Annotated in this window: 11 protein-coding genes; 1 reads left to right on the top strand and 10 read right to left on the bottom strand. The window is 71.2% G+C overall.

All coding sequences use genetic code 11. The features are described 5' to 3' along the window. Positions 1–12: 12 nt before the first annotated feature. The 6 genes from ngcE to murD form a co-directional block, all read right to left on the bottom strand. On the bottom strand, positions 13–1,443 hold the full coding sequence (gene ngcE / locus EV385_RS24950; protein WP_130511663.1) for an N-acetylglucosamine/diacetylchitobiose ABC transporter substrate-binding protein: 1,431 nt from the start codon (positions 1,441–1,443) through the stop codon (positions 13–15). A gap of 39 nt (positions 1,444–1,482) precedes the next feature. Then, the gene (locus EV385_RS24945; protein WP_130511662.1) at positions 1,483–2,385 is read right to left on the bottom strand and encodes a carbohydrate ABC transporter permease; all 903 of its coding nucleotides are present in this window, start codon (positions 2,383–2,385) and stop codon (positions 1,483–1,485) included. Further along, positions 2,385–3,365, bottom strand: a complete 981-nt coding sequence (locus EV385_RS24940) for a carbohydrate ABC transporter permease (RefSeq protein WP_130511661.1) — start codon at positions 3,363–3,365, stop codon at positions 2,385–2,387. The genes EV385_RS24945 and EV385_RS24940 overlap by 1 nt, the downstream gene beginning before the upstream one ends. A 72-nt stretch (positions 3,366–3,437) precedes the next feature. Then, entirely contained in the window at positions 3,438–4,748 is a 1,311-nt protein-coding gene (locus tag EV385_RS24935; protein WP_130511660.1) for an extracellular solute-binding protein, read from the bottom strand. 71 nt (positions 4,749–4,819) lie between these two features. Further along, positions 4,820–5,815 (bottom strand): MurR/RpiR family transcriptional regulator, encoded by a 996-nt coding sequence (locus EV385_RS24930; protein ID WP_242625059.1) that lies wholly within the window; start codon positions 5,813–5,815, stop codon positions 4,820–4,822. A 961-nt stretch (positions 5,816–6,776) separates the two neighbouring features. Next, positions 6,777–8,129, bottom strand: a complete 1,353-nt coding sequence (murD, locus tag EV385_RS24925; protein WP_130511658.1) for a UDP-N-acetylmuramoyl-L-alanine--D-glutamate ligase — start codon at positions 8,127–8,129, stop codon at positions 6,777–6,779. A gap of 63 nt (positions 8,130–8,192) precedes the next feature. Between murD and EV385_RS24920 the strand changes: the two genes are divergently transcribed. Beyond that, positions 8,193–9,536 (top strand): MurL-like N-terminal domain-containing, encoded by a 1,344-nt coding sequence (locus EV385_RS24920; RefSeq protein WP_479723874.1) that lies wholly within the window; start codon positions 8,193–8,195, stop codon positions 9,534–9,536. On the opposite strand, the gene EV385_RS24915 is transcribed toward EV385_RS24920, so the two are convergent. The 4 genes from EV385_RS24915 to EV385_RS24900 form a co-directional block, all read right to left on the bottom strand. Continuing rightward, positions 9,518–11,119: a globin gene (locus tag EV385_RS24915; protein ID WP_242625058.1), complete on the bottom strand. Its 1,602-nt coding sequence runs from the start codon at positions 11,117–11,119 to the stop codon at positions 9,518–9,520. The genes EV385_RS24920 and EV385_RS24915 overlap by 19 nt on opposite strands. Positions 11,120–11,543: 424 nt before the next feature. Beyond that, positions 11,544–12,698 carry a MalY/PatB family protein gene (locus EV385_RS24910; protein ID WP_130511657.1) on the bottom strand — a complete coding sequence of 385 codons (1,155 nt, stop codon included), beginning with the start codon at positions 12,696–12,698 and terminating at the stop codon, positions 11,544–11,546. 47 nt (positions 12,699–12,745) lie between these two features. After that, positions 12,746–13,294 (bottom strand): GNAT family N-acetyltransferase, encoded by a 549-nt coding sequence (locus EV385_RS24905; RefSeq protein WP_130511656.1) that lies wholly within the window; start codon positions 13,292–13,294, stop codon positions 12,746–12,748. A 52-nt stretch (positions 13,295–13,346) separates the two neighbouring features. Next, positions 13,347–14,174, bottom strand: coding sequence for a TrmH family RNA methyltransferase (locus tag EV385_RS24900; protein WP_130511655.1), 828 nt, complete (start codon positions 14,172–14,174; stop codon positions 13,347–13,349). Between the last annotated feature and the right edge of the window lie 7 nt (positions 14,175–14,181).

Genomic DNA, 14,181 nt, shown 5'->3' with positions numbered 1-14,181 from the left:
TCCTTTCGCCGATCAGCGCTGGAACTTCTTGATGGACGAGTCCGCCTTCACGGCGTCGGCGACCTTCTGCATGCGCTGGCAGAACTTGTCCGCCGTACCCCCCTGGAACATGAGCTCGTTGGTCGCGGCGCGGGCCTCGTCGTCGAGCTTCTTGTACCAGGTGTCGAAGCGGTAGCTGAAGATGTCGCTGCCGGCCGCCTTGAGCATGTCGTTGCCGCTGGTCAGGCCGGGCGAGATGGTCAGGCCGTCGGTGGCGCCCTGAACCACGGTCAGCGTCTTGGTCAGCTTGGTGAAGCCGATCGCGGCCTCCTTGCTGAGCATGGTGCGCAGGTACTCCATGCCGCCGCGCGGGTTCTTGCCCTTGGACGAGACGAAGTAGATCTCACCCGCGGAGGCGTAGATCGCGGTCTGCGGCAGCTTGTCGGAGGCGGTGACGCTGGGCACCGGGCTGACGGCGTACTCGAAGCCGGCCGGGGTGTCGGCGGCCTGCTCGTTCTCCAGCCAGGAGCCGGAGGGGTAGAACGCCACCTTGTCCTGGTCCTGCTGCAGCTGCACCTCGGTGTGCTTGAGGCCGAGGAACGACTTGTTGGAGTACTTGGCGCCGATCTCGGCCCACGCCGCGGCGGCCTGCTTGACCGGCTCGGCCGTCCAGGCGCCGTCGACCAGGTTGTCGATGTTCTTCAGGACGTCCGGGCCGCCGATCTTCGCGGCGCTGGTGAGGATCACCAGGTACTGGTAGTACGACGCGTTGGCGCCCGCGTACCCGTACGGCGTGATGCCCGCGGCCTTGATCTTGTCGCAGAGCGCGGTGAACTCGGCCCAGGTCTTCGGCACGGTCCAGCCGTTCTTCTGGAACAGCTTGGCGTTGTGCCACAGCCCGAAGACGGTGTACGCGTAGTTCAGCGCGTACGGCTTGCCGTCGAACGTGCCCTGCTCGATGGTGCCCGGCACGAGAGTGTCCTTGACCGTCTTGCCGGCGATGTCCAGCGACGGCGCGGCGAACAGCTCGGTGAGGTCCTGCGCCTGGCCGGCCGAGACGAGCGCGCCCATGTCCATCAGCTTCGAGCCCGAGTTGTTGATCATGTCGGGCGCGTCGCCCGCGTTGATCCGCGGCTGGACGACCGTCGAGATCTCCTGGGTCGCGGAGTACGTGACCTTCGAGTCCGGCCACTTCTTGTTGTAGAGCGGGGTGTCCACATCGGTGGCGTACTTGGTGCCCAGGCCGCCGTCGAAGATCACGATCTCCACGGGCGCCTTGGGGTCCAGGCCCAGCGGGTTGTCCGCGCTCTTGGTGCCCTCGGCCTGCTTCTGCGTGTCGTCGGAACCACCGACGCAGGCGCTGAGCAGTCCGGCGGCGGGTGCGGCCATGAGTCCGACAGCGGCGGCGCGCTGCAGCAGCGTACGGCGGTCGACCCCGGGGGTGGCGGGAGTTATCTCGGTCATCGGCTTCTCCTCGGAAATTGCTGATGGTGCTCTGGCTGGTCAGCCCTTGACGGCGCCGGCGGTGAGACCGGCGGCGATGTTGCGCTGGATGATGAGGAAAAAGACCACCACCGGAAGGGAGGTGATGATCGCACCGGCCATGAGGGGGCCCCAGGCGGTACCGCGGTTCGTCTGGTTCTGCAGCAACCAGGCCATCAGGTTCTGCTTCTCCGGACTGTTCAGGGTGTTGATGATGATGAACTCGTTCCACGCCTGAATGAAGCCGTAGACCGAGGTCGCCACGAGACCGGGACCGGTCAGCGGCAGGATGATGCGCCAGAAAGTCTGGAACCGGCTGCACCCGTCGATGAGCGCGGCCTCGTCCAGTTCCTTGGGGATGGCGGCGATGAAGCCGCGCAGCGTCCACACCGTGTACGGCAGGATCAGCACAAGGTAGGTGATGCTGACGCCGATGAGGCTGTTGGTCAAGTTCGCCTTCTGCAGCATCAGGAACAGCGGGATCAGCAGCGCCAGGAACGGCACGAGCTGCACCGCCAGCACCACCAGGATGATCGCGCGGCGGCCGTGGAACTTGAACCGGGCGATCGCCAGCGCGGCCAGGAACCCGACGATCAGCGCGCCGAGCACCGCGATGACCGTGACAATGAGCCCGTTCAGCAGGTCCTGCAGGAACAGCGGGGCCTTGAAGGCGCTGACGAAGTTGTCCAGCGTCGGGTTCTCGGGCACAAAGGACGGCGTGAGCTGAAGCACCTCGGGGCCCGGCTTGAACGCCGTGTTGATCACCCAGTACACCGGGAAGATCATCACGATCGAGAAGAGGATGCCGGCGGCGTTCGCCAGCGCGGTGCCGGTCCGGCTGCGGCCGACGGTCAGCACCGCGTCGTCGTCGGCATGCCTTCTCCGTGCCCTGCGCGCACGGGTGGTGGGTGCGGCGGCGACCATCAGTCCACCTCTCCGATCTTGAACATCTGCCGGATGTAGAACGCCATGACGCCGAGCATCAGCAGCACCGTGATCACCGAGATCGCCGAGCCGAGGCTGTAGTTGGACCGGCCGAACGCCTGCGTGAACGCGTACGTGGCAAGGGTCTGGTATTCCGCCTCCACCTTGCTGTCACGTAGCACCCACGGCTGGGTGAACAGGCCGAAGTTCCAGATCACCGACAGGGTGGTGACGATGATGAGCAGCGGCCGCAGGATCGGCAGCGTGATGCCGCGCAGCGCCTGCCACGCGTTCGCACCGTCCACCGTGGCCGCTTCCAGCAGCTCCTTGGGCACCTGGGTCAGGCCCGCGTTGAGGGTGATCGCCAGGAACGGGATGCCGGCCCAGACGACCAGCGTGGTGATGACGATCCAGCCCTGGGTCGGCGACAGGAACCAGCTGTGGCCCTGGAACTCCACCCCGGGCAGCTTGTCGATGAGGTAGTTCAGCACGCCGAAGTCGGCGTCGGTCATCCACTTGAAGATCTGCGCCGCGACCAGCTGCGGCATGGCCCAGACGAACATCATCGCGACGATCATGAACAGCCGGACCCGGCGGTGCACCCGCCGCATCAGCAACGCGACGGCAAGCCCCAGCACGACGGAGATGACCACCGACACCGCCGTGAAGACCACGGTACGGCGGACCACGGTCCAGAAGACCGGGTCGCCGAGCACCTTGGTGTACTGGTCGAAGCCGACCCACGGCGGCGTACGGCCGGTGATCAGTTCGCGCAGCCGCATGTTCTGGAACGACAGCAGGACCATGCGGTACAGCGGGTATCCGAGCAGCCCGAGCAGCACCAGCAGGGTGGGCAGCGCCAGCAGCCATGGCGTACGCCCGTCCGCCGAGCGGCGGCGGGTCCGCGTCGCAGCGGGCTGAGCGATGACGTCGGACGGCGTCATCATCGGGTCGGTCGTCGGTGAGTCGACGGCGTGCATCGTGCTGCTCCTCTCCGCTCGTCTCCAGGTGGTGCCGCCCGCCCGGTCCCCCCGGGCGGGCGGCACCGGGCGTCAGCCCTCGTTGAGGATCGTGTTGATCTGCTGGTCGGCCCAGGCGGCCGCGTCCTGGACGGACTTCTTGCCGGTGGTGATGTCGCGCAGCATCTGCTGTAGCACCGTGGCCTTCTCCACGTCCGCCCACTTCTCGGCGTTCGGGGTGAACCAGCTGTTCTTCGCGGCGGCCGCGGCGGCCTCGCTGCCCGGCTGGGCGGCGGCCTTGTCGAGCAGCGCCGTCGAGTTGGGCAGCACGCCCTTCTCGATCAGGCCCTGCATCGACTGGGCGTCCGTGAAGTACTTGATCCACTGGGCGGCCAGCTGCTTGTTCTGGCTCTTCTCGGTGACACCGAGGTTGGAGCCGCCGAGGAACGACGGGGTCTCCGGCATCGGCGCGGTGGCCAGCTTGCCGAACACCTTCGTGTTGACCATCGGGGAGTTCGGGTCGTTCGGGTCCTTCTTGGTCTGCTCCGCGGCGCCCTTCTCCCAGGTGTTGCCCATGAACATCGCGGCGTGGCCCTGGGCGAACAGCGCGGCCTGGTCGTTCTCGTCCTTGGCCGGGTCGGCCTTCGAGTACTTCTTGACCAGGTCGGCCCAGCGCTGCAGGCCCTGCACGGCGGCGGGCTGGGCGAGCTGGCCCTGCCACTTGTCGCCGTTCTTCACCGCGATCTCGCCGCCGGTCGCCTTGACGAAGCTCATCGCGGCGTACCAGTAGGTCGGCATGTAGAACGCGCCGAACTTGGCGTCGGACTTGTTGGCGGCGGCCAGCTTGTCCGCGTCGGCCAGCAGCTCCGCGTACGTGGCGGGCGGCTGGTTGATGCCGGCCTTCTTGAACAGGTCGGTGCGGTAGATCAGCACCCGGGCGCCCGCGTAGTACGGCACGCAGTACGTCTTGCCGTCCAGCTCGCACGCGCCGGACAGGCCGGACAGCCAGGTGCCGGAGTTCTCGAAGTCGCCCTTGTTCAGGGCGGTGAAACCGCCGTTGAAGACGTACTTGGAGAACTCGGTGTTGCCCAGCTCCACCACGTCGGGCACGTCGGTGCCCGCGAGCGTCGCGTCGAGCTTGGTCAGGTGGTTGGCCCACTGCTGGTACTCGACGTTGACCTGGGCGCCGGTCGCCGCGGTGAACCGCTTGTTGGCGTCCTCGACGACGTTCTTCCAGGCCGACTCGGCGTCGACCATGAGCCAGACCTTGACGGTCTTGCCGGCGCCGTTGACCGCGCCCGTCGCCGTGGTGGTGGCCTCGTCCTTGTCGCTCGAACCGCCGCAGGCGGCGGCTCCGAGCAGCGTCGCGGCAAGCGCTGCGGTGACCGCGATAGTGCGCTTCACGCTGTCCTCCTTGAGGGATGTCCGTGGTCGGTGAGGTGGGGGTGGGCGGTGCTATCTGGGGTGGTGTTCGTTCATGGCGAATGCCCGTCCTTGGCGGCCTTGTGACCGTGGACGGCCTGGGCGGTGCGCTGGAACGCGGCATGCGAACGTTCGTGGGTTCGCTGCGCGACCGCGACGTAGAGCAGATCGAGGACGACCAGTTGGGGATGGCGCGCCGACAGCGCGTCCGGCCGGAACGTGGTCGCCTGGGTGGCGGTGACCAGCACGATGTCGGCCAGTTCCGCCAGCGGGGAGCGCGGGAAGCTGGTCAGCGCGATCGTGGTGGCGCCCCGGCTGCTGGCCTCGGCCAGCAGCTCGATGGTCTCGCCCGTCTCACCCGAGTGCGAGATGCCGAGCGCGACGTCGCCGGGCCGCGACAGCGCGGCGCTGGCCAGGCCGTTGTGCACATCGGTCCAGGCCCAGACGGGTACGCCGATGCGGTGCAGGCTGAACTGCATCTCCTCACCGACCAGGGCGCTGCCGCTGGCGCCGAAGATGTTGACCCGGCCCGCGGCGGCGATGGCGACCGCGGCGCGCTCCACCTCGGCGAGGTCGAGCAGCGTGGCGGTGTCGTGCATGGCCTGGGTGTCCGCGGCCATGATGTGCCGCAGGACGCGCTCCAGCGGGTCGCTGGGCTGGATCTCGCGGCCGATGTCGACCGTCCAGCCGGCGGAGCGGGCCCGGCCGGTCTCGGCGGCGATGCCCAGCCGCAGGTCGGCGTAGCCCTCGAAGCCGAGGGCCCGGCAGAACCGGGTGACCGTGGCCGGGGAGGTGCCGCTGCGCTCGGCGAGTTCGACGATGGTCGCGCGGGAGGCTGCGGCCGGGTCGGCGAGGACCTGCTCGGCGACCCGCTGCAGGGCGCCGGTGAACTCCGGCAGCATCGAGCGGACCCGGACCAGCGCACCGCTGGAGGCGTCGACCGCCTGCTTCCCGTCTCCCGGCTTCGCGTCCGCAGGCTTCGCGTCCGCAGGCTTCGCGTCCGCAGGCTTCGCGTCCGCAGGCTTCGCGTCCGCAGGCCTCGCGTCCACAGGCCTCGCGTCCACAGGCCTCGCGTCCGCAGGCCTCGGGTCGCGCTCGGGCGAAACGACGACCGCGGTCGACGATGTGCCGTCCACCTCTGGCTCCACGACCGGCCGCCCTTCAGCAAGGAGTGTTAACTGTCGCGGTAAAAGTTCTTACTGCGGACCCCCTCCTGTCAAGACCGTGGGTGAAGTTTTCAAACCGTTACGGGAGCGGAGGTCATGAATCCCTATGGCCGTGGCACCGGTTGACGCGCGTCGATCCCGATATGGATGAATCGACGTGCCAGCCGTCACATAGTCGCTTTTGGCCGTGTTTGCACGTCGGCCGAACGGCCCTCCATCGAAGCCCGACGGAGGCATCGGGCTCCGTCATTCGGATGATTTCGGTGACCATGGGAGCGCGGCCGGTCGTCCGCGATGCCGCCGGAAACCCTCGGCGACCCCTCCCCGGATGGCGAAAAAATTGCCCGTCCCGACAATCGCGGGCAAAAAAACGCCCGCCGAGCGGTGGCGGGCGTAGCGCGATCAGATCGGCGACGCCGGCCGCCCGGGGACCGCATTGTCGATCTTGAAGAGTTCGGGTCCGCTCCTGACCCAAACTCCCCAACAACTCACCGGAGCGCAGAGCTGCCGCCGGGCGCTGGGGCAGCCTCGCCAACTCGGAGAGTTCAGGTCCGCCCCCAACCCAAACTCATCAACAACCAACCGAAACGCAGAGCTGCCGCCGATCAGCCGGAGCAACCTCGCCAACTCGGAGAGTTCAGGTCAGGACCTGACCCAAACTCACCAACAACCAACCGAAATGCAGACCTGCCGCCGATCAGCCGGAGCAACCTCGCCAACTCGGAGAGTTCAGGTCAGGGCCTGATCCGAACTCACCAATGTGTGGCGCCGACCGACGGGCGGGGGTCTTCTGTGTTGCATCCGGCGGACGGGGAAATCATCATAGTCTGGGCAATTAGGGTGGTCAGGCGGTGGCGCGGATGGCCTCCGCGAAGACCTCGGAACGGTGCTCGAAATTGCGGAAACGGCCGTAACTCGGCGCCGCCGGGGACAACAGCACCACTCCCCCGGCCGGCGTCACCTCGCGCGCCAGCCGCACCGCCGCCGGCAGATCCTCGGCGTTCTGGGTACGCACCCCGGCCAGCCCCGCCAGTGCCGCGAGAATCCGCGGGCCGCTGTCCGGCAGCCCGATCACGGTGATCTCCCGGCCCCGCAGATGCTCCCGCAGCGGCCCGTAATCCAGGCCCCGGTCCGTCCCACCCACCAGCACGGTCAACGGCCGCCCCTCGTACGCGTCGATCGCATGCATCGCCGAGTACGGGCTGGTCGACAGCGTGTCGTCGACGAAGGTCAGACCCGACGGGTCCTCGATCTCCGCCAGCCGGTGCGGCAGCCCCTCGAACGCGGCCACCGCCTTCTCCAGCACGCTGCGCAGATCCACCACGTCCACACCCATGCCGTCCAGCACGGCCAGCGCGACGCACAGATTGCGCCCGTTGTGAGCACCCCGTAGGCGCAGCGCCGAGCGCGGGAACAGCCGGGTGTCGCTGGCGTACACGAAGTCGTCCGGACCGATCCGGAAGCGCGAGTCCGGCCCCGCCGCCTCGACCGGCGGCCAGCCGTTGAGGTCCGAGATGCCGCGCACCTCGCCCGCCAGGCGCTCGTCGGCGCCGTTGACCACGATCAACTGGGGGCCGTGCCGGAGCAGATTCAGCTTGTCGCGGTAGTACTCGCGCTCCCCGCCGTGCGCGTCCAGGTGCTCGGGGAACAGCGCCGTCACCACGGCCACCCGTGGCGAGTCGGTCAGGTCCGCGCACTGGTAGCTGGACAGTTCCAGGACGTACAGGTCGGCGTCGGGCAGGTCGAGCAGCGGCACCCCGATGTTGCCGCCGAACACGTTGGGCCGGCCCGCGGCGGCCAGCAGGTGACTGATCAGGCTGGCCGTGGTGCTCTTGCCCTTGCTGCCGGTCACCCCGACCGTACGGGCCGCGTTGTCGGCCAGCCACAGCGCGCTGCCGCCGGTGATCGTGATGCCCCGCCCGCGCAGCTCGGCCATCCACGGGTGGGTCGAGGGCACCCCCGGCGAGCGGACCACGACGTCGGCCGCGGCCAGGGCGGCGAACGCGTGCTCGCCCCCGGCCAGCGGGGCCAGGGCGGCCAGCTCACCCTCCCACGGCACGGACAGGTAGTCCGCGCTGTCGTCGACGGCGATCAGCCGGGCCGGCCGGTGCGCCGCGACCGCCCGGACGGCCGCGCGGCCCTCCCGGCCGGTGCCCCAGACAGCGACGGAACGGCCGGTGAGGTCTGCCAGGCGCAACGTCGTCTCCCTTGGTCGAGTCGCACTAGTATGGCTCGCCGGGACGACGACGGGAGCTTCTGGGTGCGCGCGCAATTCGAGGTCATGCGGTTCCCCTCGTACGCCTTCGACCCGGGCACGGGCGTCGCCACCTTCGACTACCTGCTCGACGGGCCGTCCCCGCTGCGTTTCACCGAGACGATCGAGCTGCCCGTACCGGCCGCGCCGCCGTCGGCCACGGCGCTGGCCACCGTGCGCCGGGTGCTCGACCTGCTGCACGTGGTGGCCGGGGTGAGCTACTACAAGGTCGGTGCGCCGCCCCGGGTGGTGGCGCCGGCGCCCGTACCGGCCGAGGCGGCGGCGCTGTTCACGGCCGTCTACACCCACGGCCTTGCCGAGTACGCGTACCGCAACGACCTGCCGCACGTCCTCGACCTGACCGTCGAGGTGCCCGGCACCGCGCAGCCGGCGACGCCCGTGGACAACGCCGAGGGGCGCCCGCTGTCGGCCGTCGGCGGCGGCAAGGACTCCATCGTCACGCTGGAGATCCTGCGCGCGGCCGGGCTCGACCCGGTGCCCTTCTCGGTCAACCCCAACCCGGTGATCGTCGACGTGAACGCCGCGTCCGGGCTGCCCGCGCTGGCCGCCCGGCGCCGCCTCGACCCGCACCTGTTCGAACTCAACAAGGCCGGGGCGCTCAACGGCCACATTCCCGTCACCGCGATCAACTCGCTGATCGCGATCGCCACCGCCGCGCTGCACGGCCTCGGGCCCGTGGTGATGTCCAACGAGCGTTCCGCCTCCGACCCGAACCTGGTGTGGAACGGCCACGAGGTCAACCACCAGTGGTCGAAGGGCGTCGAGGCCGAGGGGCTGCTGCGGGCCGCCGTCACCGCGCACGCCGGGCTGACCGAGCCGTACTTCTCGCTGCTGCGCTCGCTGTCGGAGCTGCACATCGCCCAGCTGTTCGCCCGGCACACCCGCTACGACGCGGTCGTGACCAGCTGCAACAAGGCGTTCAAGCTGCATGACCGGACGGCGCGCTGGTGCGGTGACTGCCCCAAGTGCCGGTTCGTCTACCTGGCCATGGCGCCCGCGATGACCCCGGAGCGGATCGCCGAGATCTTCGGCCACGACCTGCTGGCCGACACCGCCCAGGTGCCCGGGTTCAGCGAACTGCTCGGCATCGACTCGCACAAGCCGTTCGAGTGCGTGGGTGAGGTGGCGGAGTGCCTGGTGGCCCTCGGCATGCTGGCCGAGGACCCGCGCTGGCGCGACGCGCCCGTGGTCACCGCGCTGCGCGCCGCCGTACCGGACGCGGCGTGGGCCAGCGCCTCCCGCCAGGACGTGCTGACCCCGGGCGGGCCGACGTTCGTGCCGCCCGCGTACGCGAAGGCGCTGGTGGACGCCTACTCCGCCGCGTCGTGATGGATCCGCTCCCGGCTCACGCCTAGCTGGAGCAGGGCGTCGCTGGTCGCCTCGAGCATGATCGGCGGCCCGGCCAGGAAGACCTCGTGGCGCGACCACTCGCCGTACGCCGCGATCGCGTCCGTGACCAGACCCGACGCGTACGGGCCCGGGTCGCCCTCCGAGATGACCGGGACCACGGTGGCGCGCCGGCAGGACTGGGCGATCTCCGTGATCTCGTCGATGTCGTACAGCTCGGACAGGGTGCGGGCGCCCCAGAACAGCACCGCCGAGCGCGGGTCGTTCGTCGCGGCCAGCTCGATCAACAGCGACTTGAGCGGCGCGACCCCGGTGTCGCCGGCCACCAGCAGCAGGTCGTTGCGGTTGTCGGCGGGCACGCCCATCGCGCCCTCCGCGGCGGCCAGCCGGATGTGGTCACCCGGGCTCGTACGGTGCACCAGCGTCCCGCTGACCCCGGCGTGGGTCTTCGCCCGTACGTGCAGTTCCACGATGGCGTCCCGGCGCGGCGCCCCCGCCAGCGAGTACGGCCGCCACACCCCCGGCAGCTCGGCCACCTCGACCCGGGCGAACTGCCCCGGCCGGTAGGGCATCGGCAGGTACGGCCGGACCCGCACCACCGCCAGGTCGGGACGGCGCAGGTCGTGCTCCACCACGACGGCGCGCCAGGTCATCGGCGCGTACCCGGAGGTGGCCATGCCGTGTGCGATCCAGTCGTGGGCATGGTGCCAGGTGCCCCGCCAGGCCTGGTCGAGGTCCTGCCGCCAGGCCCCGGCCAGGCCCGCCCGCATCGCCTCGGCCAGCGCCGCCCCCACGAGCTGCGGCGCGGGCAGGGTGACGCCGCAGTGGGCCAGCGCCGAACCCAGCTCGGCGCAACCGGCCACGAGGGCCGGCGGATCGTCGAGGTGGCGCACCAGCCAGGTCAGCGCCTGGGCGATCTGGTCGCGCTGGCTAAGCGGCCCCCCGGGCAGCGTGGCCAGCAGGTCCGGCGTCGCCTGCCGCAGCGCGGCCTGCAGCCGGGTCGCCACCTCCGGTGCGCCGCCGGCGTCGGTCAGGCTGGTCCGCAGCAGCCGCTGCACCTCCCGCAGCGCGGCCTCGTCGGCCGGATCCATCCCGTCGAACAGGGCGGCCGCGGCGGTCCGGCCCGGCGGTACGACGATCGGCGGCGAGCCCACCTGGAGTGGTGGCGTCTCCGCGTGGGGCCCGCCTGGGGCGGGCGCGACCGGGTTGGCCGGGGCCGGTTCGGGTGACGGCGGGGGCGGTGGGCTCGGCAGCGGTCGGCCGATGGGCTGCAGGCCGGCCATCGCGCGCAGGCCCGCCAGCGCGTCGTCGACCGGGGCGGGGACGGACGGCGGCGACGGAACGGCGGGAAGCGGCAGCAGCCGCGAGGGGGGCAGGCCCGCCGGAACGTGCGAAGTAGAACCCCCGGGCAGCGCCGGCTGGGCGCCCGCACCCGAACCAGGCGGACCCGGCAGCGCCCCTCCACCCGAACCAGGCAGACCCGGCAGCGCAGCCGAACCCGAAGCAGGCAGCCCCGGTCGTGGCGCGCCGGTCGGGAACCAGTCGGGGTGGACCGGCCCCGGCACGGCACTCGATGCGGCCGTCCCGGTGGTCCCGGTGCCACCAACGGCCCCACCGGATCCATTTGCCCCTGCGGTTCCAGCACCCGCAGCGCCGCCTGCACCCGCAGCGCCGCCCGGGATCGCGGCCGGACCACCCAGCCTCCCCGAAGCCGCTGATCCCGAGCTGCCGAGCGGATTGCCGGTGCCAGCGCCCACGGCCGGATCGGTGTCGGCGGTCGGGTCGGTGCCCGCCATGCGCGCCCGGATGGCGCGGATCAGCGCCAGCAGATGCGGCTGGTCGGAGCCCGAACCGGAACCGATCATCGACACCTGCACACCCCCGACACGCCGGACCACCACGAAGCCGCCGAACAGGACAACCGTACTGCCGTCGCGCGAGCTCCCGCGACCACCCCGGGAGCGCGGCCGAAGCCGCCGGTTATGGCCGCTACCCGGCGACGGCGGCCGCCATCCGCGCGGTCGCCTCGTCCAGGATCTCGGCGCTCGTGCCGAAGTTGAGCCGTACGTACCCGGCGCCCGGTGCGCCGAAGCGCGTGCCCGGCTCCAGCGCGATCCGCCCCCGCGCGAGGAACAGCTCCCGCGCCGCGTCGCCCTCGCCCAGGGCCGCGCAGTCGAGCCAGGCCAGGTACGTCGCCTCGGGCGGTTGCCAGCGCACCCCCGGCAGCCGTTCGGCGAGGAGCTTGCCCAGCTGGGCCCGGCGCGCGTCGAGGGTGGCGAGGAGCCGGTCCAGCCACGGATCGCCGTCCGTGTACGCGGCGACCGTCGCGAGCGCTCCGAAGTGGCCGGTGCGCCAGCGGGCGTCCGGCGGGAAGCGCCGTACCAGCTCGGCGGTCCCGGGCGACGCGGTCACCACGGCGGCGCACTTGAGACCGGCCAGGTTGAACGCCTTGCTGGCCGACACCACACTCACCGCCACCTCGGCGGCGCCGGGCACGCTCAGCAGCGGGGTGAACGCCGCGCCCGGCAGCACCAGCGGGGCATGGATCTCGTCGCTGACGATCGGGACACCGTGGATCCGCGCGAGGCGCACCAGGGCGGCCAGTTCGTCCGGGGTGTGCACCCGCCCGACCGGGTTGTGCGGGTTGCACAGCACGTACGCGGCGGGGCCGGTCGCGAACGCCCGTCCAAGCGCGGGCAGGTCCAGCCGGTAACCGCCGTCGGGGTGGCGGGCCAGCGGCGCCTCGTGGATCCGCGCGCCCGCCTCGGGCACCCAGTCGAAGAACGGCGGGTACACCGGCGGGCTGACGACCACCGCGTCGCCGGGCCGGGCGAGGGTCCGCAGCAGCTCCACCACGCCGACGCCGACGTCCGGCATCGCGGTGACCGTCCCGGGATCGACGGTCCATCCCCACCGCCGTGCCGCGAACCCGGCGAGCGCCGTACCCAGGGTCGAGTCCTGTGCCGAGTATCCGGTGTCGGATGTCTCGACGGCCTCCCGGAGCACCTCGGCGACCGGCGGGGCAAGCCCGAAGTCCAGTTCGGCGACGGTCAGCGGCAGCACGTCCGGCGGATAGGTCCGCCACTTGGCGCTGCGGCGACGGCGCAGTTCGGCGAGGGGTGGGACGGGCAGCTCGACGCTCATGGCCCCATCCTCGCGGGCATCGAGGAAGTGGCCGCGAATGCCCTCGGTCAGCGGTGCGGATTCGCGAGCCGGTACAGCACCGACCGCCGCAGCGGCCCCGCCGGCACGGTCGGATCGTCGAAGTCGTCGCCCGGGTCGCGGGTCATGCCGAGGCGCTCCATGACGGCCTGCGAGCGCCGGTTCCCCGCGGCGGTCACGGCGAGGATCTCGGGCAGGGCCAACCGCTGGAATCCGTACGCCAGCACGGCCTTCGCCGCTTCCGTGGCGTACCCGTGGCCCCAGGCTTCGTGGGCCAGCCGCCAGCCGATCTCGACCCCGCCGAACGGCATCTCCTCGTCCACCGGGTCGAGCCCGGCCATGCCCGCGAGGAGTCCGGTGGCGGTGACCTCCACGGCCCACCAGCCCCAGCCGCGAGCCTGCAGGCCCGCGCGGAACCGGGCCATCGACTCGGCGCTGCGCGCACGCGTGAGCACCTCGGGGAAGAACTCGCGGACCCGGGGGTCGGCGTTCATGGCGGCCCACGGATCGAGGTCGGCGTCGCGCCACTGCCGCAACCGCAGGCGCGCCGTACTCAGCTCGTCGGGTTCCCGCACCATCGGTCTCCCTCGTCGTTGCGTCGCGGCCGAACTGCGGCCCGGGTGGCACCGGTCAGTCCCGCGCCGCGTCGTCCAGATCGTCGTCGCGGCCCAGTTCCCAGAACGCGACCGCGGCCGCCGCCGCGACGTTGAGCGAATCCACCCCGCGACGCATCGGGATGCGCACCCGCACGTCGCTGCCCGCGAGGGCGTGCCGGGACAGGCCCGGGCCTTCGGCACCGAGCACCAGCGCGGCGCGGGCGCGCTGCGCCGCGGTGAGCCGCTGCAACGGTACGGCCTGCGGGTCGGGGGTCAGTGCCAGCACCGTGAAACCGGCGGCCCGGACCCGCTCCAGGCCGTCCGGCCAGGGCTCCAGCCGGGCGTACGGCACGGCGAACACCTCACCCATGCTGACCCGTACGCTGCGCCGGTAGAGCGGATCGGCACACGAGGGTGAGAGCAGCACCGCGTCGATGCCCAGGGCCGCGGCGCCACGGAACACCGCGCCGATGTTCGTGTGGTTGTTGACGTCCTCCAGGATCGCCACCCGGCGCGCCGCGGCCAGCACGTCGTCCGCGTCGCGCAGCGGCAGCCGGTGGAAGGAGGCGAGGACCCCGCGGTGCACGTGGAAGCCGGCGGCGCGTTCCAGCACGTCGGGCGCTGCCGCGTACACGGGGGCGGTGGCCGGCAGGTCGCCCAGCTGGTCCACGCGTTTCGCGTCGACCAGATAGGAGCGTGGCGCGTAGCCGGCCCGCAGGGCGCGGCGCAGCACGAGTTCCCCCTCGGCGATGAACAGGCCGTGCGGCGGTTCCCACCGGGTCCGCAGCTCGACGTCGGTGAGCGCCCGGTAGTCACCGAGCCGCTCGTCGTCCGGGTCGGTGACGAGGTGCACGTCGGGCATCGGCGGC

Source organism: Krasilnikovia cinnamomea (assembly GCF_004217545.1).
GTDB lineage: Bacteria > Actinomycetota > Actinomycetes > Mycobacteriales > Micromonosporaceae > Actinoplanes > Actinoplanes cinnamomeus.
This window is presented reverse-complemented; position numbering and strand designations above follow the sequence as displayed.

Bases quoted from the DNA above. Each gene is read 5' to 3' on its own strand.
- ngcE (WP_130511663.1), bottom strand. From the start codon at position 1,443: ATGACCGAGATAACTCCCGCCACCCCCGGGGTCGACCGCCGTACGCTG.
- EV385_RS24945 (WP_130511662.1), bottom strand. From the start codon at position 2,385: ATGGTCGCCGCCGCACCCACCACCCGTGCGCGCAGGGCACGGAGAAGG.
- EV385_RS24940 (WP_130511661.1), bottom strand. From the start codon at position 3,365: ATGCACGCCGTCGACTCACCGACGACCGACCCGATGATGACGCCGTCC.
- EV385_RS24910 (WP_130511657.1), bottom strand. From the start codon at position 12,698: ATGAGCGTCGAGCTGCCCGTCCCACCCCTCGCCGAACTGCGCCGTCGC.
- EV385_RS24905 (WP_130511656.1), bottom strand. From the start codon at position 13,294: ATGGTGCGGGAACCCGACGAGCTGAGTACGGCGCGCCTGCGGTTGCGG.
- EV385_RS24900 (WP_130511655.1), bottom strand. From the start codon at position 14,174: ATGCCCGACGTGCACCTCGTCACCGACCCGGACGACGAGCGGCTCGGT.